The organism is Bacteroides sp. AM54-2NS (genome assembly GCF_003602935.1).
Classification (GTDB): Bacteria; Bacteroidota; Bacteroidia; order Bacteroidales; family Bacteroidaceae; genus Bacteroides; species Bacteroides xylanisolvens.
The window spans coordinates 37,207-59,704 of the sequence record NZ_QTMZ01000001.1; the positions used below are offsets into that span (position 1 = coordinate 37,207).

Genomic DNA, 22,498 nt, shown 5'->3' on the forward strand with positions numbered 1-22,498 from the left:
ACAATATGAAAAGATCAATAAAACGTTTGCCCAAACGCACGCAAGAAGAGTTGGCAGTGTTGCAAGAATTGATATTGTCGAATCTTACGAATGTGCGTATGATTATCTTGTATGGAAGTTATGCACGGGGAAAATATGTCATTTGGGATGAAACATACGACGAACGTGGAGGGACTACTTACTACCAAAGTGATTTGGATATTCTGGTGATATGTGATACGAGAGACGCAAATAAAGCAGAGAGGCATGCGCGCGAGGTGATCGTTCCTAAATATGATACAAGAATGGAAGGAAAGCGGCATCCGGCACCGCCTAGTATTATTGTAGAAAACCCGACGACCATTAATCGAGCTATAAGAAGGAAGCATTATTTCTTCTATGAGATTATAAAAGACGGTATTCTGTTGTATAACGACGGCACGTTTCAGATTGGCAAACCGGAGAAATTACCGTATCGGGAGATTAAGCAATATGCAGAGGAAGAATATGCAGAGGAAGAATATGCAGAATGTTTTCCTTTAGCAGAAGGATTCTTAAGACATGGACATTTGGATAAAGAAGAAGAGAATTATAAACTAGGTTCATTTGAATTACATCAAGCCTGCGAACGTTACTACAAAACGTTTACGCTCGTGTATAGCGGCATTCGCCCTAAATCTCATGAATTGAAAGTGCTGGGAGCAATGGTCAGGAGCTGTTCACGAGAATTCGCAAATGTGTTTCCAACTCATACTTTCGAAGATAATAAAGCATTTGATAAATTATGCAGAGCATATATCGAAGCCCGATATAATCGACTGTTCACCGTTAGCAAAGAGCAATACGAGTATATGCTGGCACGAACAGAGGTGCTCCGCGAAGTAACTATTCGGGAATGTGCCGCACGCATGGCGTATTACGATGAGATGATAGAAAAAGAAGAGAAAGAGAAGATATAAACCGTATATTGTAAAAATGAATAATTACCCTCATCACAGATAGCTGTAATGAGGGTAATCACGTTAAAAAGAGAGTTTCTACACATCTCCTTAATATCAATTTCTACATGAGAAACTATCGCAATTACATACTTTATTTAGTCACCTTGTAAGTTCCACTTCCATACTCCTTTGACTTCACCTCTCCAGGAAGAGTTACGGTAGCGGTAACACCCTTAGGAATGGTGAATTCCCAAATCCAGGTGTCTCCTTCGTATTTCCAGGCGCTCTTGATGAGTCCGGAGGCGGAACGGTATTCGGCAGTCACGTGTCCTAATCGCTTGTCTGGAATGGGCTTCATAATGATATGCTTGAAGCCGGGAGTAGCAGGATCGGCTGCAATGCCGGCAACGGTTTCCCAAATCCATTCACATACGCATCCGTAGGCATAATGATTGAAGCTGTTCATACCGCGTGGTCCCATTCCTTTGTCTATCATATAGCTGTTCCACCGTTCCCAAATGGTGGTGGCTCCATTGTCCACAGAGTATAGCCAGCTTGGGTTCTTACGTTGGAAGAGGAGTTCATAGGCAATGTCTTCCATGCCATTCTCCGTGAGGGTGGCCATGAGGATGGATGTGCCCAAGAATCCGGTCTGCAAGCAAAGATCGTGCTGTGCGAAGTTTTCACGCAGGCGGTCTATCATCTTCGCTTTGGGTTCGCCTTCCAAAAGCTGGTTCTTTAGGGCAAACAAGGCAGGAGTTTGCATGGTGTTGAGGATGGCGGTTTTGAAGGTGCCGTCCTCGTTGAGGAAGTTCTTTTTGATGTATGCCTTTGCCGAATCGGCCATTTGCTGGTACTTGGCGGCATCGCGACCGGTGGCGGCAGCCATATCCCGCATCATGAAAGCATCTATCACCCAGTAGGAAGCGCTCAAATAGTTCCAATAGCTGACGGCATCAGGAAGCGGACCTTGGGGAGAGAAAGCCAGTCCGCTACAACTTTCCAGTGGTTCGTAGCTCAACCAGTCGGCCCATTGGTAGTTGCCGTTCTCACCGCAGAGAGTCTCGTGGTTATACTTGGTGTCGTTGATGTGATTCATAAACAGGTCCATGGCGTTCCAGCTCTCCTCGATGATTTGCGTATCACCGAATTGCTTCCATACCGTCCAAGGCACGATGATTCCGGCATCGGCCCAACCCAAACGCATTTTCTCATCACCGTATTGTGCCAAGGGAGCCACTCCGGGGAATCCGCCCAAACTGTTCTGTGTATCGCGCATGTCACGCATCCACTTGTGAAAGAACTTCATGGTGTTAGCAAAGAACGTACCGGTTTCTGCAAACACTTGTGTGTCTGCTGTCCAGCCCAGACGCTCGTCGCGTTGCGGACAGTCGGTGGGTATGGACAGGTAGTTGGATAGCTGTCCCCAATAAGTGTTGGAGATGAGCTTGTTCACAAGGTCGTTGCCTGTGGTGATAGTGCCGGTCTCCAGTTCCTTTGCGATGGAAGTAACGGGGATGGACTTCAACGACTTGATGGCAACATTCCCGGTGACAGTTATGGAGACGTAGCGGTAGCCGAAAAAGGTGCAGTGAGGATAATAGGCCACATAGTTATCTCCGCCAGCAAAGGTGTAATCCAGACGGATACCGGTGTGGGGGATGCGCAGGTTTTCGCGATGGCAGCTTCCTTCCGGACCGTCCATGCCACGAATCTTGGCACCGTTGCCGTCATTGAGCAGCTCTGCAGGAAGGCAGGTCAGCACCGTTCCCTCAGCGGCTTTGAATACGAAAGAGGGTACGCCGGCACAATTTTGTCCGAAGTCCACCACTAACGTCTCTCCCGGACTTACGGTCATCTCCGTACCCGATGCGAACTCACGGGCGATAATTACCTTACCGAACTCATTCTCCTTTGCTCCTTCTACATTCTTCCAAACGTATGCTTTGACAGGAGCGAGGGCGAGATCAGTACGCAGATAGACTTCCGCTCCGTCCGAAGGCAGGATGTCGCCGGAGAATTCTGTATTCTCTTCGGGGGTGGAAAGTTTGTCCACACATTCGTAGCCCATCGGCTCGCGTGCATCGTACTCTTCTCCGTCAAAGATACCGGCATGTTTCACCGGGCCGGCAATTCCGGCTTTCCAGTTTTTAAGGTCAGTACCGTAACGCTTTTTGCTTCCGTCAGAAAAAGTCAGTTCCAGTACACCACGGAAGGCACATTTCTTGCCTATCATGCCGTCATATCCTCCGGGGGTTATGATTTTGTCACCCCACCATCCCGGCGTCACCTGTACGGAAAGCATGTTCTCGGCGTTTGGCTTGGTACGGATGATGTCTGTAATATCATAGGTGAAAGAACGTTTGGTCTTGGCATAGTGTGTGAAGCCCGGTTTCAGAAATTCCCCGCCTACGGGTTTCCCATTCACATACAACTCGTAAACTCCCAGTCCAGCGGTCATCCACTTGGCAGAGACAATTTTCTGTTCGTTTTTCACGGTGGACACGAACCAACTCGCGCCATCGGCTGCGCGACCGTTGTTATGTCCTTTCACTACAGGGGCGTCTACTGCGGAAATCCATTGGGATTCGTTCCAGGCTGATGCTTCCAATGCGTCAGTACGTTTTCCGACTTCGGTTGCGTTTATCAGTCCGCTATTCGAGAAAAGCGCGAGAATCATTATCGGGATAAGATTCGCAAAACAATGAAGATTCATTTTCATACTTATATGTATTTTTTAGTATTAAAAGATTAACTTGGAAATGCAGTTTTAGTTTTACAGGGCTTGCACAACAAAATTACAGAATTATATGATATGACAGACGATTTCCGCATTTTTTTTGACTCAATGATGGTTTCTATTCAATCCGGAACTGACTCATAAGTCCGATCTGATTGAACAGACGACAGGAGCTTTGTACATTGAATGATCGATAATCGAGCAAAACAATGACATATTGTAAAATAATATAATCAATACACTCATTCAGTATATTGTAGAAATTATTTATTAAAGAAGAAAAGAAGATGCCGGTTATTCATTGCAATCATTCTTTCTTCTTTACACGAAATCCTCGAAATCGAATAAACTCTATTCAAGTTTTTAATAAATAACGAAGAGGTTTATTATAAACGGTATCCAAGTTTATTATAAACTCTTTTTTGACACTTTCAATACCTAAAATAGAATTATTGCAACAAAAATGGGCAAGAACCTTCACAGTTTCTTGCCCATTCGTTATCCTCGTTATGCAATTCGCATATTAACCTATTGAACTTTATGTAATAAAATTTATATATCTCATTGTTATTTCTTTATTATTATTGACCTCAAATATACAAAATAAAAAGAAGAAAGTCAATAGGGAAAGCGTGGTTATCTGAAAATAAACACGTAAATTTGTGCCTCGAATTAGAAATAACAGTATAAATCACTATAAATAAAAACTTTATCACTATGGAGTACAATTTCAGAGAAATTGAAAAGAAGTGGCAGAAAAGGTGGGTAGAAGAGAAAACCTACCAAGTTACGGAAGATGATTCGAAGCAAAAATTTTATGTACTAAACATGTTTCCTTACCCATCAGGAGCTGGTCTACACGTAGGTCATCCGCTGGGATACATTGCTTCGGATATTTACGCCCGTTACAAACGACTGCAGAGCTTCAATGTACTCAACCCGATGGGATATGACGCTTACGGTCTGCCGGCAGAACAGTATGCCATCCAAACCGGACAGCATCCCGCCATCACTACCGTCAACAATATCAACCGCTACCGCGAGCAGTTGGACAAAATAGGTTTCTCTTTCGACTGGAACCGTGAAATCCGTACTTGCGACCCGGAATATTATCATTGGACCCAATGGGCCTTCCAAAAAATGTTCAACAGCTATTATTGCAACGACGAACAGGAAGCCCGTCCTATCGAAGAACTGGAAAAAGCCTTCGCCATCTACGGAAACGAAGGACTCAATGCCGCTTGCAGCGAAGATATCAGCTTTACTGCCGAAGAGTGGAACGCCAAAAGCGAAAAAGAAAAGCAGGAAATCCTGATGAACTATCGTATCGCTTATCTGGGTGAAACAATGGTAAACTGGTGTGCCGAATTAGGAACTGTACTGGCTAACGACGAGGTAGTAGACGGAGTCAGCGAACGTGGCGGTTTTCCTGTTATCCAGAAGAAAATGCGCCAATGGTGTTTGCGTGTATCTGCGTATGCACAACGCTTGCTTGATGGATTGGACACGATCGAATGGACAGATTCTCTGAAAGAAACCCAAAGAAACTGGATCGGACGTTCGGAAGGTGCTGAAGTGCAATTCAAAGTAAAAGACAGTGACCTCGAATTCACTATTTTTACCACTCGTGCAGATACCATGTTCGGTGTTACCTTTATGGTATTGGCTCCGGAAAGTGAATTGGTGGCACAGTTAACGACTCCTGAACAAAAAGCAGAAGTAGACGCCTACCTCGATCGTACCAAAAAACGTACGGAACGCGAACGTATTGCCGACCGTAGTGTTACCGGTGTGTTCAGTGGTTCGTATGCTATCAATCCGTTCACAGGTGAAGCAGTGCCTGTATGGATCAGCGATTACGTACTGGCCGGATACGGAACAGGAGCTATTATGGCTGTACCTGCTCATGATAGCCGCGACTATGCATTTGCCAAACATTTCGGATTGGAAATCCGTCCGTTGGTAGAAGGCTGTGATGTAAGCGAAGAAAGTTTCGATGCAAAAGAAGGCATTGTTTGCAACTCTCCGCGTCTTGATGTCACTCCTTACTGTGATCTTTCATTGAACGGACTGACCATCAAAGAAGCGATAGAGACAACCAAGAAATATGTAAAAGAGCACAATCTGGGCCGTGTGAAAGTGAACTACCGTCTGCGTGACGCTATTTTCTCTCGCCAACGTTACTGGGGTGAGCCGTTCCCTGTTTACTACAAAGACGGAATGCCCTATATGATTGACGAAGCCAGTCTGCCGCTGGAACTTCCGGAAGTCGCTAAATTCCTGCCTACCGAAACAGGTGAGCCTCCATTGGGACACGCAACTAAATGGGCTTGGGATACAGTAAACAAATGTGTCATAGAAAATGAGAAGATTGACCATGTAACCGTCTTCCCGCTAGAACTGAACACCATGCCGGGATTCGCCGGTTCTTCGGCTTACTATCTCCGCTACATGGACCCGCATAATCATCAGGCATTAGTTGATCCGAAAATTGACCAGTACTGGAAAAATGTAGACCTATATGTAGGTGGTACCGAACATGCAACAGGTCACTTGATTTATTCTCGTTTCTGGAATAAATTCCTGTATGACATGGGTGTGTCTGTAATGGAAGAGCCATTTCAAAAGTTAGTAAACCAAGGAATGATTCAAGGCCGCAGCAACTTTGTATATCGTATCAAAGACACCAATACTTTCGTTTCACTGAACCTGAAAGATCAGTACGAAGTTACCCCTATTCACGTAGACGTAAATATCGTATCTAATGATATTTTGGATTTGGAAGCATTCAAAGCATGGCGTCCTGAATATAAAACAGCCGAATTTATCCTCGAAGACGGAAAATATGTCTGCGGATGGGCAGTTGAAAAGATGAGTAAATCTATGTTCAATGTAGTCAATCCGGATATGATTGTTGAGAAATACGGTGCGGATACACTTCGTATGTACGAAATGTTCCTCGGTCCGGTAGAACAGTCTAAACCGTGGGATACAAACGGAATCGACGGTGTACACCGTTTTATCCGTAAATTCTGGTCGTTGTTCTACAGCCGTACGGACGAATATCTGGTAACGGACGAACCTGCAACAAAAGAAGAATTGAAGAGCCTTCATAAATTAATCAAGAAGGTGACTGGTGATATTGAACAGTTCTCTTACAATACATCTATCAGCGCATTCATGATTTGCGTAAACGAACTCTTCAACCTGAAATGTAGCAAAAAAGAGATTCTGGAACAGCTCGTTATCACTCTCGCTCCTTTCGCTCCACATGTCTGCGAAGAGTTGTGGGATGTATTAGGACACGAAACTTCCGTATGCGACGCCCAATGGCCTGCATACAACGAAGAATATCTGAAAGAAGATACTATCAACTATACCATCTCTTTCAACGGAAAGGCACGTTTCAATATGGAATTTGCAGCAGATGAAGCTTCGGACGCTATCCAAGCCGCAGTATTGGCCGACGAACGTTCACAGAAGTGGATTGATGGCAAGACTCCGAAAAAGATCATCGTCGTTCCGAAAAAGATTGTAAACGTTGTAATTTAAAGTATTAAGTATAAAACAATAAGTATTAAGTAATAAGTATTAAGTATTATCCGTAGTCGTTTTCCAAATATATCCGCCAGGTTAATACTTAACACTTATTACTTAATACTTGAACTTAAAATCCATGCATAAACTGACAAAAGCGGAAATAATGAGAGAAGTGAAAGATTATATCTACATCACTCTCGGATTGATAAGCTATTCTTTGGGATGGGCAGCATTCCTGTTACCTTATCAGATAACTACCGGAGGAACTACCGGTATCGGGGCTATTATCTATTATGCAACAGGATTCCCAATCCAATGGTCATACTTCATCATTAATGCAGTTCTGATGACCTTCGCAATCCGGGTATTAGGTCCAAAATTTAGTATAAAAACCACTTATGCTATTTTTACGCTGACTTTTCTGCTTTGGTTATTCCAGTTGGTGGTGAACAATTACGTAGAAGCACCGGATATGACGCCGGACGGCAAGCCGCTATTGCTTGGTACAGGACAGGACTTCATGGCTTGTATTATCGGTGCAGCCATGTGTGGTGTAGGCCTCGGTATCACTTTCAACTACAATGGAAGTACGGGCGGAACAGATATTATCGCGGCCATCGTCAATAAATACAAAGATGTATCACTTGGACGAATGATTATGATATGTGATGTATTCATTATCAGCTCCTGTTACTTTATATTTCATGATTGGCGCCGGGTTATTTTCGGTTTTGTCACCCTGTTTATTATTGGTGTTGTGCTCGACTGGATTATCAACAGTGCTCGTCAATCGGTTCAATTCTTCATCTTCTCCAAGAAATATGATGAAATAGCCGACCGTATCATTAAAGACGCCGACCGGGGAGTAACGGTACTCGACGGTACGGGATGGTACAGTAAAAACAATGTGAAAGTATTGGTAGTACTTGCCAAGAAACGTCAGTCACTCGAAATTTTCCGTTTGGTAAAACGCATTGATCCGAATGCTTTTATCTCTCAAAGTTCCGTTATCGGTGTGTATGGCGAAGGATTCGATAAGCTGAAAGTAAAATAAGAACCGGTTGATAAGTAGTGAACAACCCTGTTAAAACAAAAAATAAGATGATGAAACGCAAACTTGTATTTGCTACCAATAATGCTCATAAACTAGAAGAAGTAGCCGCTATCCTGGGAGATCAAGTAGAATTATTAAGTCTCAATGATATCGGTTGCCAAACGGATATTCCCGAAACTGCTGAAACACTGGAAGGAAATGCGTTATTAAAATCTTCCTATATCTACAAAAACTATCATCTGGATTGTTTTGCCGATGATACGGGATTGGAAGTGGAAGCCTTGAACGGAGCTCCCGGAGTCTATTCCGCCCGCTATGCAGGAGGTGAAGGACACGACGCCCAGGCAAATATGCTCAAACTTCTTCACGAACTGGACGGAAAAGAAAACCGTAAAGCACAATTCCGTACCGCTATTTCGTTGATACTGGACGGAAAGGAGTATCTCTTTGAAGGAGTGATAAAAGGCGAAATAATCAAAGAAAAACGTGGTGATTCCGGATTTGGCTACGATCCTGTATTCATGCCTGAAGGTTACGACCGGACTTTTGCCGAATTGGGAAATGATATAAAAAACCAAATCAGCCATCGTGCACTGGCTGTACAGAAACTTTGTGAGTTTCTGCAAAGCTGATTATACATACCCACTTAAAATATAAAACACAATGAAGAAAATTACTTTATTTACTTTACTTACGCTCCTATTGTGTACTTCGTGTGTAACAAAAAAGAAGTTCATGCTTGCAGAGATGGCAGCCACCGCAAGCAAAGACAGTCTGCAAGGGTTGTTGAATAACTCCCGCGAAGTTGGTAACCAGCTATCGGCACAAGTCAAAAACCTCTTGCGTGATACGACCAAGATGGGGAACAGTATCCGCCAGTATCAGAGTATGTTGAATGTCAACATGACTGAACAGGAAAAACTGAATGCGCTGTTGAGCCAGAAGAAAAATGAGCTGAACGAAAGAGAACGCACGATCAATGAATTGCAGGACATGATTAAGGCACAGAATGATAAGGTACAAAATCTCTTGAGTAATGTAAAAGATGCATTACTTGGTTTTAGTACTGACGAGCTGACCGTTCGCGAAAAAGACGGAAAAGTATATGTAGCGATGTCCGACAAATTATTATTCCAGTCAGGAAGTGCCCGCCTGGATAAACGTGGAGAGGAAGCTCTCGGCAAACTGGCCGAAGTATTGAACAAACAGACGGACATCGACGTATTTATCGAAGGACATACGGACAACAAACCAATCAATACTGTACAATTCAAAGATAACTGGGATTTGAGTGTGATCCGTGCCACTTCCGTAGTTCGTATCCTCATCAAGAATTACAATGTAAATCCTTTGCAGATTCAGCCTAGCGGCCGCGGTGAATATATGCCTGTTGATGATAACGAAACAATAGAAGGAAGAAGCAAGAATCGCCGTACGGAGATTATCATGGCTCCGAAGTTGGATAAGTTGTTCCAGATGCTTCAAAGTTCGGAAGAATCCAAATAAAAAATAATTGATTCAATAATCAACAATAAAAAATCCTCTCGGTTAATAAACTGGGAGGATTTTTTTATCTTTAAAGAATTGAATTATTTTAAAACAGTTTCTAACTGTTATTCATTCAAGAACAATAATAGAAACCAAATTTCTTTATAATCCCAACTTAGCCGAAATCTCCAACATCCGCTGAATCGGCTTCACTGCCTTCTTAGCCACCTCCGGATCTACCGTAATTTCCGGTGCTTCATTCTTCAAACACTCATAGAGCTTCTCTAACGTATTCAACCGCATGAAGCTACACTCGTTACATCCGCACGTACTATCGTTCGGAGGAGCAGGGATAAACGTTGTCTGCGGACACTTCTTCTGCATCTCATGCAAGATACCCGATTCGGTAGCCACAATATACGTGTTTTCCGGATGGTTCACGGCATACTTCAACAAAGCAGCTGTAGATCCTACCACATCAGCCAATTTCAAAACCGTACTCTTACATTCGGGATGTGCCAAGACCAACGCTTCCGGATGCTGCGCTTTCAATTCCACAATCTTTTCAACAGAGAACTGTTCATGCACGTGACAGGCTCCGTCCCAAAGCAACATATTCCTGTTCGTAACAGAGTTGATATAATTACCCAAATTCCTATCCGGACCAAAGATTATTTTCTCATCTTTGGGGAAGCTTTCCACGATCTGCTTCGCATTGGTGGAAGTCACCACCACATCTGTCACTGCTTTCACGGCAGCTGTTGTGTTGACGTACGAAATAACGGTGTATCCCGGGTGTTCTTTGACAAACTGTGCAAACTGATCCGCCGGACAACTGTCCGCCAACGAACAACCTGCCGCCATGTCGGGTACCAACACTTTCTTGTCCGGACAAAGCACCTTTGCCGTTTCCCCCATAAAGTGAACGCCACACATCACAATAATGTCCGCTTCCGTTTTGGCTGCCCATTGAGCCAATGCCAAACTGTCGCCAACGTAATCGGCGATGTCTTGTATTTCCCCTTTCTGGTAGTAGTGTCCCAGAATGATTGCATTCTTTTCTTTCTTTAGCTCGTTAATAGCCTTTATGAGTTCATTCATAATAATATTCTTATTTCTTTCCTTTTAAAAAAAATCCTTTGTTAGTGATGATAGCCTGTTAATAATGTTAGCAAATAAATACGATTTCTCTTGCCGGATAAGTTATTAGTCCATACTTCTGCTTTATGAGTCGGTTATGAACTGATGTAAAGGGCAAGATATCCTATTCTACTTGCTTCATTATCAATGAAAGCATCGTTAAATGCCGTCAAATGGAAGTTTGCTATTAACTCCCTGTTGATAAAGTGCAAAGTTAAAAACTTTATGGATATAAACAGGTAGATAAGTGCTGAAAAATATGTTTATGTCTGTGTAGAAAGTTTTGGGTTAGTTTTTTGGAATGTTCATAATGAAGGCCTCTTATATCTTCTTTTGAATAATGCAAGAATTATTTTTCAAAATCTTTGCCGATAGTTTTGACAGGTTTTAAACCGTTATCAACACCTTGTTAACTGAAAAGAATTACCTTTGTGGACAAGAACATAATAAAAGAAAAGACGTATGCGTAAACTGAAAATAACAGAGCTGAACCGTATCAGTGCCGAAGAGTTTAAACAGGTTGAAAAACTGCCTCTGGTGGTAGTGCTGGATGATATTCGTAGTTTGCATAATATAGGTTCTGTGTTCCGTACTTCGGATGCTTTCCGTATTGAATGTATCTATCTGTGTGGTATAACAGCTACCCCACCGCACCCTGAAATGCATAAGACTGCGCTGGGTGCAGAGTTCACTGTTGACTGGAAGTATGTTAATAACGCTGTTGATGCTGTTGATAACCTCAAAAACGAAGGGTATATCGTTTATTCTGTAGAGCAGGCGGAAGGAAGCATCATGCTTGATGAGCTCCAGTTGGATAAAACCAAGAAGTACGCTATCGTTATGGGAAACGAAGTGAAAGGGGTACAGCAGGAGGTTATTAACCATTCGGATGGCTGTATAGAGATTCCTCAATATGGTACCAAACATTCGTTGAATGTTTCCGTAACTACTGGTATTGTGATTTGGGATTTGTTCAAAAAGTTACACTAATAGTCATAATACAGGATTGGTTAATAAGTTGTTTATAACGAGTTAATAGCTTAGTTAATTCATTCATAATCAATAACTATGTTCTGTTTATAACTATATGGAGCCATGTTGATTCTATGGGTGTTGGGTAATTATTATTATAGTTGTTGATAGTTCGTTTTCAGGCTGTTAATACTTGAGTTTTCAGGTATTAACAGCCTATATGATATGTATTAATAGCTGGGAACTCAAGTATTAACTTCTGAGAAACCGGAAATTAATACCTTGCAGGAAGCTTGTTAATTCTTGAAATGATAACTAGTATGGTTGAGTAGTGATCAATTAGTTTATAAAGTTTATAAACTTATAAGCTGATTGATTTTAGATCTGTCCGTTCTCCACCATCAACACTACACGTTCCGTTAGTTTGTCTTCACCTTGCGGATCATATTCTTTTTTTAAACTGGCTCCGAACAATGCAGCAAAAGTCTGATAGAATCCCGCTTTGAAAGGTCCCATAAATGCTTTTACCAGTTCATAACTGGTAGAATTGCTTTGGCGGTCTATTAATTTAATCAACAGTTTTCCCTGTGCAAACGAGAGTTTTTTCATTCGGGGAGTATATTGATCTTTCAATCCTTTTTCAACCCGTTTGATATGTTTTTGGCGGGCTTTCTCATTGGGTAAAGTCTGAAGATATTCGTAAGTTTCAATGATGGCCTGGTTAATTTCTCTGGAGATAGGATATACCTTTTTCACATTGCGGATCAGTCGGTAATATTCCTGGCGTTCCTTTTCATTTTTGAATTTCAACGGACGGAAAATATACACAGTTCTTAACTGGACACATGGAATGGTATCTCCATTGTAGATACACATCGGAACCAAATATCCATTGATGCTTTGTTTATCTTGAGCTTGCAGGCGCAACGAACAACAAACAATAGCAAACAGCGTCATTACTACTATGTTAAGCCTTCTTTTCACGATACAAAAATAGAATTAAAATTTTATTATTCAGACATTTCTCTTCGATGTTAACCTATTTAAAGTATCTTTGCGGCCTTATCTGTTAAAAAGCAGGAAGAATAAACCATTTTATTGATGAAAACTATTCAACTTTTACGGTTGATAAGTATTATAAACAGCCTGTTAATAATTCCTGCTTGTAGTGCTCAAAACCTTTCTGAAAGTCTTTTAGAAGATGTTCTTGAAGATTTATCCGTTAATAACGGAACTGATAACTCTGTTAATACTCCTAATTGGGAAAATGAATTGGAAGAACTTTCCAATCGTATGCAGGAACCAGTTAATTTGAATGTTGCTACCCGTGAACAACTCGAACAGTTTCCTTTCCTTAGTGATATTCAGATTGAACATTTGCTGGCCTACATCTATATACACGGACAGATGAAAACCATCTATGAACTTCAACTGGTAGAAGAGATGGATAGGCAAACAATCCAGTATTTACTACCTTTTGTCTGTATAAAAGCTATTAACAATGAACCTGCTTTTCGGTGGAAAAGTCTGTTGAAAAGCGCAGCGAAATATGGAAAAAATGAGCTGTTAACTCGCTTTGATATACCATTTTATAGGCGAAAAGGTTATGAACATACCTATTTAGGACCTTCTGTTTATAACTCTGTGAAATACAGTTTCCGATATAGTGACCGGCTCTATGCAGGAGTCGTTGCTGAAAAAGATGCTGGAGAACCTTTTGGAGCTTTACACAATCGCTACGGCTATGATTATTATTCCTTTTATCTGTTATTAAAAGATTGTGGACGATTAAAAGCATTAGCTGTTGGTAACTATCGGCTTAGTTTCGGACAAGGATTAGTGATTAGCACTGATTATCTGATGGGAAAAACAATCTATGCCTCTTCTTTCAACAATCGTAGTGGCAGAATAAAGAAACACTCTTCCAGCGATGAATACAATTATTTTCGGGGAGTGGCTGCCACTGTTGCTTTATCTAAAGATTGGGATCTTTCCGGTTTCTATTCACACCGTTTATTAGATGGAGTAATCACTGATGGAGCAATCACCTCTATCTATAAAACCGGGCTACATCGAAGTCAAAAGGAAGCAGATAAAAAGAACCTGTTCACCATGCAATTAACAGGTGGAAACGTGAGTTATCAACACAACCGTATCCGACTGGGTATCACCGGTATTTACTACCTTTTCAACCAACCTTATGAACCGGAATTAACAGGCTATTCCAAATACAATCTTCATGGAAACAACTTCTATAATCTGGGGATTGATTATGCTTATCGCTGGCATCGTTTTTCTTTTCAAGGAGAGACGGCCATAGGAAAACAAGGTTGGGCATCTTTGAACCGTTTGCAATATTCACCGGTTCAAAACACTCAAATCATGTTGATACACCGGTTTTATTCTTATAACTATTGGGCTATGTTCGCCCATTCTTTCGGTGAAGGAAGTACGACACAAAATGAACAGGGATATTATATCGGCATGGAGACTTCTCCTTTTGCTATTGGAAATTTTTCGCCTCATTCGATTTATTTTCTTTTCCGTGGAAAAAATACAGAGTAAATAAACCCTCTCGCGGAACAGACGGATTGCTTCAAGCCACTTTCACTCCACGCAGCCATCTATCCATGTATCTGAAGTACCGCTATAAACGCAAAGAACGGGATTGGACAGGTAGTAAAGGAACACTAACACTTCCTATTTTTCACCATCAACTTCGTTATCGTTTGAACTATTCTTTAGGAGATGTGTTAAGCAGTCGTACAACTTTAGATTATAATCATTTTCATTCTCAGGACAGAGCTGCTAATATAGGATATCAGGTTACACAAATGATATCCTCCAACTGCCTTGGGCCAGGCTGTTTGCTGACGTTCAGGGCAGTTACTTTTTTACAGACGATTATGATTCGCGTGTATATGCTTCGGAAAGCGGATTGCTTTATACGTTTTACACACCGTCCTTCCAAGGTCGTGGATTTCGCTGCTCCGTTCGTTTCAGATATGAACTGAATAAGCACTGGTTGTTCATAACCAAGTTTGGCGAAACAGTCTATTTAGACCGGAATGAGATCGGTTCGGGCAATGATTTGATCTGTGGAAATAAAAAAGCAGATGTACAAATGCAACTGCGTATTAAGTTTTAATGTATATTTGTCTGCCAGAAATAACAGAAGAATACGATATTAAATGGATGACAGGGCTACTTTTGACAAAATGTTTAATGAATGGTATGCACAGTTTGTATATTTTGCATATTATTTTATAAATGACGCTGAGGTATGCAGAGATATCGTAAGTGATGCTTTTGAGTATTTGTGGCGTAATTATGAAAAGATAGAAGAAGCGACGGCTAAAACTTATCTTTATACAATCATTCGTACACGTTGCATTGACTATCTTCGCAAGCAAAATATCCATGAAGAATATGTAGAGTTCACTTCGCAATTAACTGATAAAATGATAGAAGTCGATTCACAACATTCTGATTCTCGTGTTTTGCGTATTCGTAAAGCTATGGAAAAGTTGACTCCTTATAATTATCATATATTGGAAGCATGCTATATTCATAATAAGAAATATAAAGAAGTGGCCGAAGAATTGAATGTAAGTGTTGCGGCTATTCATAAGAATATAGTAAAGGCTTTGCGTATTCTTCGCGAAGAATTGGGCAAGAGGGTAACCGGAATAGACTTTAAAACGTAAATATATATATTGAATACATTATTTATGGATGAAAAGAATATAAATATAAGTAAGTCGGAAGAAGAACTCCTGGAAATTATGGAGAATCGTTCTCATATAACTGCTGATCAATTACATAATTTGAAAGAAGATGAGGAATGCTTGCAAGCATGTTCTGATTTGGCAGAAATTGTGATAGAGATGCAGAAAAAACAAAATATGCTGGCAATTGATGTCCGGAATGAAATGGCAGATTTTCATAATAAACATTCTAAAAACAATCGAAGAAAAAATACACGCATGCTGTTGTGGGCCAGTATCACAGGTGTAGCGGCAGCTGTTGTCATAATTTTAGTTTTGCGTGCAATGATGATTTCGTCGCAACCGGAAATCATTCAAGTGTTTCAAGCCAATCATGTTGCCCAAGAAGTCACTTTACAAGTGAATGATGAGAAGGAAATAAAACCACTAAAAGAAGTGGTAGAATCTCTTTCGTCTTCCTCTACTGCACAGTTGTCTTCTAAAGAAATAGATTATAGTCGTGCTCTTCTTCAGACAGAAACCAAGGAAGTAGGAAAGCAGAAAGTACAGATACATAGATTAAGTATTCCCAGGGGAGAGACATTCAAAGTTGTTTTATCCGAAGGAACCGAAGTCTTCTTGAATTCAGACAGCCGATTAGCTTACCCTACGATTTTTAAAGGAAAAGAAAGAGTCGTCTCTTTGGAAGGTGAAGCTTATTTTAAAGTTACTAAAGATGCAAAACATCCTTTTATTGTGAAAAGTGGAAATCTACAGGTTCGCGTATTAGGAACGGAATTTAATGTGCGTAGCTACTCTCCTATTGATGTCCGTGTTACGCTCATTACAGGAAAAGTGGCTGTTAGCGATACTTGTGGAATTCATAGTGTTGAAATGATGCCGGGACAAAGTGCACAGCTTTCTTCTGACGGAACGTTTGCTGTGAACGAGGTGGACATTGAATCATTTTTATATTGGAAGGAAGGATTTTTCTATTTTGACGATGTTGCCCTGGTTGACATGATGAAAGAAATAGGGCGTTGGTATAATATAGATATTGAGTTCCGCAATAGCAAAATTATGGATCTTCGTATGCATTTCTTTGCAAATCGTCACCAAGACATCTTTCACTTGATTGAATTATTGAATCGAATGGAGAGGATACATGCTCATTTTGAAACAGGAAAACTAATTATTGAATAAAAAACGAGCAAAAAGTCATAAATCTGAATAGAAATATATATTTCTGAAAAATAAATTCTTTTAAGGGTAACCATTCTTTTTTAAACTTCGTATATAATTAAAAGAATGAAATATTATTTAACTATTCGGGCTTATGAAAAAGAATCAAGCACAAAAGTTCATTGTCTTGTTCTTGTTTTTCCTTTTTGCCTATTCATGGCGTGTTGAAGCGCAAACAGGTAAGGAAAAGCAAATAACAATGGAGTTTAAAAATGAAGGATTACCCTCTATTTTTAAACGTTTTGAAAAAGTATCGGGATATAAAGTTCTTTTTATCTACGATGAAATCAGTTCTTATACTTCTACCGGAAAAGTAGAAAAAGCTACAGTCGATGAAGCATTGAAAGTGATTATCGGGAAAAATCCGTTGAAATACCACATTGACGGACAATTCATCAATATCACAAAAGAGGATTCTAAAAAGTTTTTTTCACAAGTAAAAGGAAAAGTTTTTTCCGAGGAAGACGGACTTCCTGTTATCGGTGCCACTATTATCGTAGAAGATGCCAATAATATTAGGGCTATCACGGACAATAATGGTAATTTTCAGCTTTCTAATGTTTCGAAAGATAGTCGGGTTAGAATATCGTATGTAGGTTTGGAGACTCAGTTCTTGAATCCTTCATCCTATATGTCGGTAGTGATGAAGTCTGATACAAAAGCACTCGATGAAGTGGTGGTGACAGGTATGTTTAATAGAAAGAAAGAGGGATTCACTGGTTCTGCTGTTACTATCAAGGGTGAAGAACTGAAAAAGTATAGTACGAATAATGTGGCTAAAGCGATAGCTGCTGTCGCTCCCGGGCTTCGTATCATGGATAATATCAATATGGGGTCTAATCCGAATAATCTGCCTGATATGCGTATGCGTGGCGGTGCAAATATGGATTTGAATGCACAGGCTACGGTAGATTTAAATTCTGCCAGTAATGATGTGCTGGCAGTTCAGGGCGAATATGAGACCTATGCCAATCAACCGCTGCTTATCATGGACGGATTTGAAATCAGTATACAGACACTTGCTGATATGGATCCCGACCGTGTTGCTTCCATCGTTGTGTTGAAAGATGCGGCAGCTACGGCTATTTATGGTTCGCGTGCGGCAAATGGAGTAATTGTTATCGAAAGCAAGACTCCCAAACCGGGACGGATTTGGGTGACTTATGGTGGGGAACTTCGTATTGAAGCTCCGGATATGACCGGGTATAACTTGATGAATGCAAGAGAGAAGATAGATGCAGAGTTGCAAAGCGGACTTTATACATACGGCGGCGAAACAGTTGAAAAATGGCAGCTCTATCAATCTAAATTGCGTGAAGTGCTGGCAGGAGTAAATACTTATTGGCTGGACAAGCCTTTGCAAACAGCTTTCCAACAACGACATACGGTTACGCTGGAAGGTGGTGATGAAGCCTTACGCTATCGGATGTATGTCGGATATAATAGTTCTCCGGGTGTGATGAAAGACAGCAAACGTGATGTACTGACCGGTTCACTTGATTTTCAGTATCGTCTGAAAAAGGTGTTGTTAAAGAATAGTATTACGTTGGATAATTCGGTGGCTAATGAGTCTCCGTGGGGAAGTTTTAGTGAATATACCCGCTTGAATCCTTATCTGCGTCCGTATGGAGAGAACGGAGAAATACAAAAACGGCTTGATAATTTCGAAGGAGTGGGTGGTGAGTCGAGCTACCTGAATCCGATGTATAATACAACATTCAACAGTAAAGACCAAAGTAAAAACTTTACAGTACGTGAACTTTTCAAGGTGGAATATAATCCTACTAATGAATTACGGTTTGAAGGAGCTTTTAATCTGTCCAAGAGCGTAGGACATCGTGATATTTTTCGTCCTGCACAACATACGCTTTTTGATAATGTGACTGATCCTACCTTAAGAGGTGATTATCGCAGAAGTCAGAGTGAAGCTGTCAATTGGGGCATAGATTTAACAGGAAGCTGGAATAAGCAACTGGAAGATCACTACCTGACTGCTAATGCACGTATGAGTGTATTGGAGAATAATTCGGAGACTTATGGAAACTATGTGACTGGTTTCCCGAATGATAATATGGATAACTTGTTGTTTGGTAAGAAATATAATGAGAAGGTGACAGGAGATGAGAGGACAACGCGCTCCATTGGTTGGGTAGCTGCTGGAGGCTATTCTTATAAATATAAGTATTCGTTCGACTTTAATATACGCTTGGACGGTTCATCACAGTTTGGAAAAAATAACCGTTGGGCTCCTTTCTGGTCAACCGGATTACGTTGGGATTTGAAAAAAGAGAACTTTTTGAAAGATGTATCTTTTATTTCCGATTTCATTTTGAGGGGTACATACGGTACGACCGGTTCCCAAGGTTTTGATCCTTATCAGGCACATGGTTATTATACATATTCCAATTTACTGCTTCCTTATTACTCGTCGGATGCAACAGGTTCGGAAATCTTGGCTATGCATAATGAAAGTTTAAAATGGCAGACTACAAAAAGTACTAATCTTGCCTTGGAACTCGGGTTTTTCGATCAGCGTTTTACTGCACGTGTGGAATATTATCGGAAAATAACAGATAATATGGTTGCCAATATAAGTCTTGCTCCTTCTCTTGGTTTCAGCAGTTATCCGGAAAATCTGGGAAAGATAGAGAATAAGGGTTGGGAAATTTCTCTCTCGGCTATTCCTTATAAAAACACTGCTAAACAAGCTTATTGGACAATTACAGTAAACGGTTCTCATAATACTGACAAACTATTGAAAATATCGGAAGCGATGAAATACAGAAATGATAAAAGTGCATCAGATTTAAAAGATACGCCGTTGCCACGTTATGAAGAAGGTGAATCTCTTTCCCGTATCTGGGTAGTACGTTCATTAGGTATTGATCCGGCTTCCGGAGATGAAATATTATTGAAACGTAACGGGGAGATGACGAGTGCCGTTAACTGGAGTGCGAATGATGTAGTACCTATTGGTAATACAGAACCTAAATGGCAAGGATATATTAATTCTTCCTTTACATACAGAGGTTGGGGAGCAGACGTCAGCTTCAGGTATCAGTTTGGCGGTCAGGTATATAATCAGACTTTGCTTGACAAGGTGGAAAATGCTAATTTGAAATATAATGTAGATCGACGGGTAACTCAGCTACGTTGGGCGAAACCGGGTGATAAGGCACAGTTCCGTATTCTTAATCCTAACGGGTTGGAAACGAAAGCCACTTCCCGGTTTATAATGGATGAAAATATATTCCAGGGAAGTTCGTTGTCTGTTTACTATCGTATGGATCGTACTAATACAAAATTTATTAGTCATTGGGGATTGAGTTCCGCTAAAGTGACGTTTAATATGGAAGACTTTTTCTATTGGTCTACAGTGAAACGCGAAAGAGGTTTGTACTATCCGTATTCCCGTCAGTTTACATTTGCTCTGAATGTTGCTTTCTAATTAAAAACCTATTTGTATGAAACAGATAATATATATACTATTAACAACAACAATGCTGGGACTTATGTCTTGCAGCGACTGGTTGGATGTATCTCCGAAGACTTCTATTCCTACCGACAAGCAATTTGAGTCGGAATCAGGATTTAAGGATGCGCTTACAGGTATTTATTTGAAGTTGGGAACCACGACATTATATGCCGGAGACTTGACTTATGCTTATTTGGATGAGTTGGCAGGATTATATTCCGATTATCCGGGGTATAATACAAATGCTGTTTTCGACCAAAGTATCGTGTTCGATTATGAGAACATGTTTTTGAGTAAGAAGAATGGGATTTACTCAACGATGTATAACATCATAGCCAATATTAATAACTTCTTGGAGTACGTAGACAAAAATAAAGATGTTTTAGTTACCGAACGCTATTATGAAACTATGAAGGGAGAGGCACTCGGGCTTCGCGCTTTTCTTCACTTTGATTTGTTGCGTATGTTCGGTCCTGTTTATAAAGAACATCCTGCATCCAAAGCTATACCCTACCGTATTGCTTTTGATAAGGATGCCACTCCTGTTTTACCAGCCAGCGAAGTGGTTGACGCTATTCTCAAAGATTTGAATGACGCTGAAAAATTACTGAAAGAGAGTGATCCTCTTGATTTCTTTACCGATCAGACGGATGAAGATTTTATAGATAAAAATCATTTTCTTGTCAATCGTGAGTTTCGTATGAATCTATATGCGGTTAAAGCTATGCTGGCTCGTGTATATTGTTACAAAGGTGATGCGGAAAGTAAAGGATTGGCCACAGAGTACGCTAAACAAGTGATTGCTGCCTCTAAGTATTTTACATTGTATAAATCGCAGACTGCTTCCAATTACAATTCCATACGCTACGCAGAGCAAATCTTTGGAATAACAGTCAATGAATTCTCCAATTTGCTTATTGGAAATTATATGGATATGGAGAATACCAATACTCAGCAACATTTCTATCTGGATGGAGATAAATTTAAATTCTTCTATGAAACTGCCGATGCAGGGAATACTGACTGGAGAAAAAATACGGAAATGTTTGAGGTTATTAATGGGGCAAGTCGGACAGATGTTTTTTGTAGAAAATATAATCAGAAACCTTTGAATGGCGGATATGCTTATTCCGGTGCTGACGCTATCCCTTTGATACGCTTACCCGAAATGTATTATATTGTAGCAGAATGTGTTCCTTCTGCATCGGAAAGTGCTGACGCGTTAAATACCGTACGTTTTGCACGTGGTATCTCTTATAGTGATGAAATACCGACTACCGGATATGATGACCTTGATAATACTTCGGAAGAAGACAAAAACCAGACTAAACGTATTAATGAGATAATGAAAGAATATAGAAAAGAATATTTCGCGGAAGGTCAACTTTTCTATTTCTTGAAAGCGCATAATTATAGCACTTATTATGGTTGTGGGATTGAAACGATGACTGAAGCCCATTATCAGATGACGTTGCCGGATGACGAGTATATTTTTGGAAACAACTCTAAATGATGAAGCATTATGAAACGTATTATATATTTTGTTTTAGCTATTCTTGTTTGCGGCATTTATGTAGGATGCAGTGAAAACGAGATAGACTTATATGACCAGACACCTCGTATCAATTTCTATGGTAGCACTACGCATGTCCGTACTTTGGTTGATACGGATTATGTGAAGAAAGAACCTTATGCTGTAGACAGTTTTGAGGTAAGAATACAAGGAGATTTTTTGAAAGAGAATCGTGATTTCTGTGTGAAAGTAACTCCGAATAATGATTATCAGAATTCAGTGGATGTATTATTGGAAAGCAAGTATACATATACTGACCTTGATACAGTTTGCCAGATATTCTATTATAAAATAAATCGTCCGAAAGTACAGGCAGGTAGAAATATCTATGGTTGTTATCTGGAGTTTGATTTGAATAACCCTCTTCATCAGTTTGATAAAGGTCTGGTAGAAAAGAATCAAATCGTTTTAAATGTCAGATGGGAGTTGAAACCGACCGAATGGAGTGATTATGTGGGATTTGGCAGTTATAGCGATGCTAAATATATGTTTATTATGGATGTATGTCAACGTGTATGGGATGACTTGGAAGATGAAGATATTGATGTAATCAAGCAAGCTTATAGAGAATATAAGGAGCGGGGAATCCGCCGATTTTAGGTGAAGAAGGTGATGAAATAGAATATGAATAAGATTAAAAAGAAACG

The 22,498-nt window shown here is 40.4% G+C and carries 13 protein-coding genes and 2 pseudogenes; 12 read left to right on the forward strand and 3 right to left on the reverse strand.

The window, feature by feature from the left end:
* Window positions 1-5: 5 nt before the first annotated feature.
* Window positions 6-938 (forward strand): HEPN domain-containing protein, encoded by a 933-nt coding sequence (locus DXA05_RS00110; protein ID WP_128858612.1) that lies wholly within the window; start codon window positions 6-8, stop codon window positions 936-938.
* 133 nt (window positions 939-1,071) lie between these two features.
* On the opposite strand, the gene DXA05_RS00115 is transcribed toward DXA05_RS00110, so the two are convergent.
* Window positions 1,072-3,642 carry a family 78 glycoside hydrolase catalytic domain gene (locus DXA05_RS00115; protein ID WP_128858613.1) on the reverse strand — a complete coding sequence of 857 codons (2,571 nt, stop codon included), beginning with the start codon at window positions 3,640-3,642 and terminating at the stop codon, window positions 1,072-1,074.
* A gap of 735 nt (window positions 3,643-4,377) precedes the next feature.
* On the opposite strand from DXA05_RS00115, the gene leuS reads away from it, so the two are divergent.
* The 4 genes from leuS (at window position 4,378) to DXA05_RS00135 (ending at window position 9,760) form a co-directional block, all read left to right on the forward strand.
* Window positions 4,378-7,212 carry a leucine--tRNA ligase gene (leuS, locus tag DXA05_RS00120; RefSeq protein ID WP_128858614.1) on the forward strand — a complete coding sequence of 945 codons (2,835 nt, stop codon included), beginning with the start codon at window positions 4,378-4,380 and terminating at the stop codon, window positions 7,210-7,212.
* Window positions 7,213-7,336: 124 nt separating this feature from the next.
* The gene (locus DXA05_RS00125) at window positions 7,337-8,254 is read left to right on the forward strand and encodes a YitT family protein (RefSeq protein ID WP_004314158.1); all 918 of its coding nucleotides are present in this window, start codon (window positions 7,337-7,339) and stop codon (window positions 8,252-8,254) included.
* Between the two features lie 50 nt (window positions 8,255-8,304).
* Window positions 8,305-8,886, forward strand: a complete 582-nt coding sequence (locus DXA05_RS00130; RefSeq protein ID WP_004314157.1) for a non-canonical purine NTP diphosphatase — start codon at window positions 8,305-8,307, stop codon at window positions 8,884-8,886.
* A gap of 31 nt (window positions 8,887-8,917) precedes the next feature.
* Window positions 8,918-9,760 (forward strand): OmpA family protein, encoded by an 843-nt coding sequence (locus DXA05_RS00135; RefSeq protein WP_008641420.1) that lies wholly within the window; start codon window positions 8,918-8,920, stop codon window positions 9,758-9,760.
* A 144-nt stretch (window positions 9,761-9,904) separates the two neighbouring features.
* On the opposite strand, the gene nadA is transcribed toward DXA05_RS00135, so the two are convergent.
* Window positions 9,905-10,843, reverse strand: coding sequence for a quinolinate synthase NadA (nadA, locus tag DXA05_RS00140; protein WP_004298721.1), 939 nt, complete (start codon window positions 10,841-10,843; stop codon window positions 9,905-9,907).
* 501 nt (window positions 10,844-11,344) lie between these two features.
* Between nadA and DXA05_RS00150 the strand changes: the two genes are divergently transcribed.
* Window positions 11,345-11,872, forward strand: a complete 528-nt coding sequence (locus DXA05_RS00150; protein ID WP_004298728.1) for an RNA methyltransferase — start codon at window positions 11,345-11,347, stop codon at window positions 11,870-11,872.
* Between the two features lie 360 nt (window positions 11,873-12,232).
* Here the strand turns inward: DXA05_RS00150 and DXA05_RS00155 are convergent, their stop codons facing one another.
* A complete protein-coding gene (locus DXA05_RS00155; protein WP_004308443.1) occupies window positions 12,233-12,811 on the reverse strand; it encodes a DUF4294 domain-containing protein in 579 nt (192 codons plus the stop codon).
* 144 nt (window positions 12,812-12,955) lie between these two features.
* Between DXA05_RS00155 and DXA05_RS00160 the strand changes: the two are divergent.
* The 6 genes and pseudogenes from DXA05_RS00160 (at window position 12,956) to DXA05_RS00185 (ending at window position 22,483) form a co-directional block, all read left to right on the forward strand.
* Window positions 12,956-15,002: pseudogene (locus DXA05_RS00160) on the forward strand (helix-hairpin-helix domain-containing protein).
* 43 nt (window positions 15,003-15,045) lie between these two features.
* Entirely contained in the window at window positions 15,046-15,561 is a 516-nt protein-coding gene (locus tag DXA05_RS00165; protein ID WP_128858615.1) for a sigma-70 family RNA polymerase sigma factor, read from the forward strand.
* A gap of 24 nt (window positions 15,562-15,585) precedes the next feature.
* Window positions 15,586-16,764 (forward strand): FecR domain-containing protein, encoded by a 1,179-nt coding sequence (locus DXA05_RS00170; protein WP_004316101.1) that lies wholly within the window; start codon window positions 15,586-15,588, stop codon window positions 16,762-16,764.
* Window positions 16,765-16,897: 133 nt separating this feature from the next.
* On the forward strand, window positions 16,898-20,251 hold the full coding sequence (locus DXA05_RS00175; RefSeq protein WP_074637961.1) for a SusC/RagA family TonB-linked outer membrane protein: 3,354 nt from the start codon (window positions 16,898-16,900) through the stop codon (window positions 20,249-20,251).
* Window positions 20,252-20,267: 16 nt separating this feature from the next.
* Window positions 20,268-21,791, forward strand: coding sequence for a RagB/SusD family nutrient uptake outer membrane protein (locus DXA05_RS00180; RefSeq protein ID WP_004316103.1), 1,524 nt, complete (start codon window positions 20,268-20,270; stop codon window positions 21,789-21,791).
* 9 nt (window positions 21,792-21,800) lie between these two features.
* A pseudogene (locus tag DXA05_RS00185) lies at window positions 21,801-22,483 on the forward strand (DUF4843 domain-containing protein).
* Window positions 22,484-22,498: the final 15 nt, after the last annotated feature.

Excerpts from the sequence above, each read along its gene's own strand:
- DXA05_RS00110 (WP_128858612.1), top strand. The coding sequence starts at position 6 with ATGAAAAGATCAATAAAACGTTTGCCCAAACGCACGCAAGAAGAGTTG.
- DXA05_RS00115 (WP_128858613.1), bottom strand. The coding sequence starts at position 3,642 with ATGAAAATGAATCTTCATTGTTTTGCGAATCTTATCCCGATAATGATT.
- leuS (WP_128858614.1), top strand. The coding sequence starts at position 4,378 with ATGGAGTACAATTTCAGAGAAATTGAAAAGAAGTGGCAGAAAAGGTGG.
- DXA05_RS00125 (WP_004314158.1), top strand. The coding sequence starts at position 7,337 with ATGCATAAACTGACAAAAGCGGAAATAATGAGAGAAGTGAAAGATTAT.
- DXA05_RS00130 (WP_004314157.1), top strand. The coding sequence starts at position 8,305 with ATGAAACGCAAACTTGTATTTGCTACCAATAATGCTCATAAACTAGAA.
- DXA05_RS00135 (WP_008641420.1), top strand. The coding sequence starts at position 8,918 with ATGAAGAAAATTACTTTATTTACTTTACTTACGCTCCTATTGTGTACT.
- nadA (WP_004298721.1), bottom strand. The coding sequence starts at position 10,843 with ATGAATGAACTCATAAAGGCTATTAACGAGCTAAAGAAAGAAAAGAAT.
- DXA05_RS00150 (WP_004298728.1), top strand. The coding sequence starts at position 11,345 with ATGCGTAAACTGAAAATAACAGAGCTGAACCGTATCAGTGCCGAAGAG.
- DXA05_RS00155 (WP_004308443.1), bottom strand. The coding sequence starts at position 12,811 with ATGACGCTGTTTGCTATTGTTTGTTGTTCGTTGCGCCTGCAAGCTCAA.
- DXA05_RS00165 (WP_128858615.1), top strand. The coding sequence starts at position 15,046 with ATGGATGACAGGGCTACTTTTGACAAAATGTTTAATGAATGGTATGCA.
- DXA05_RS00170 (WP_004316101.1), top strand. The coding sequence starts at position 15,586 with ATGGATGAAAAGAATATAAATATAAGTAAGTCGGAAGAAGAACTCCTG.
- DXA05_RS00175 (WP_074637961.1), top strand. The coding sequence starts at position 16,898 with ATGAAAAAGAATCAAGCACAAAAGTTCATTGTCTTGTTCTTGTTTTTC.
- DXA05_RS00180 (WP_004316103.1), top strand. The coding sequence starts at position 20,268 with ATGAAACAGATAATATATATACTATTAACAACAACAATGCTGGGACTT.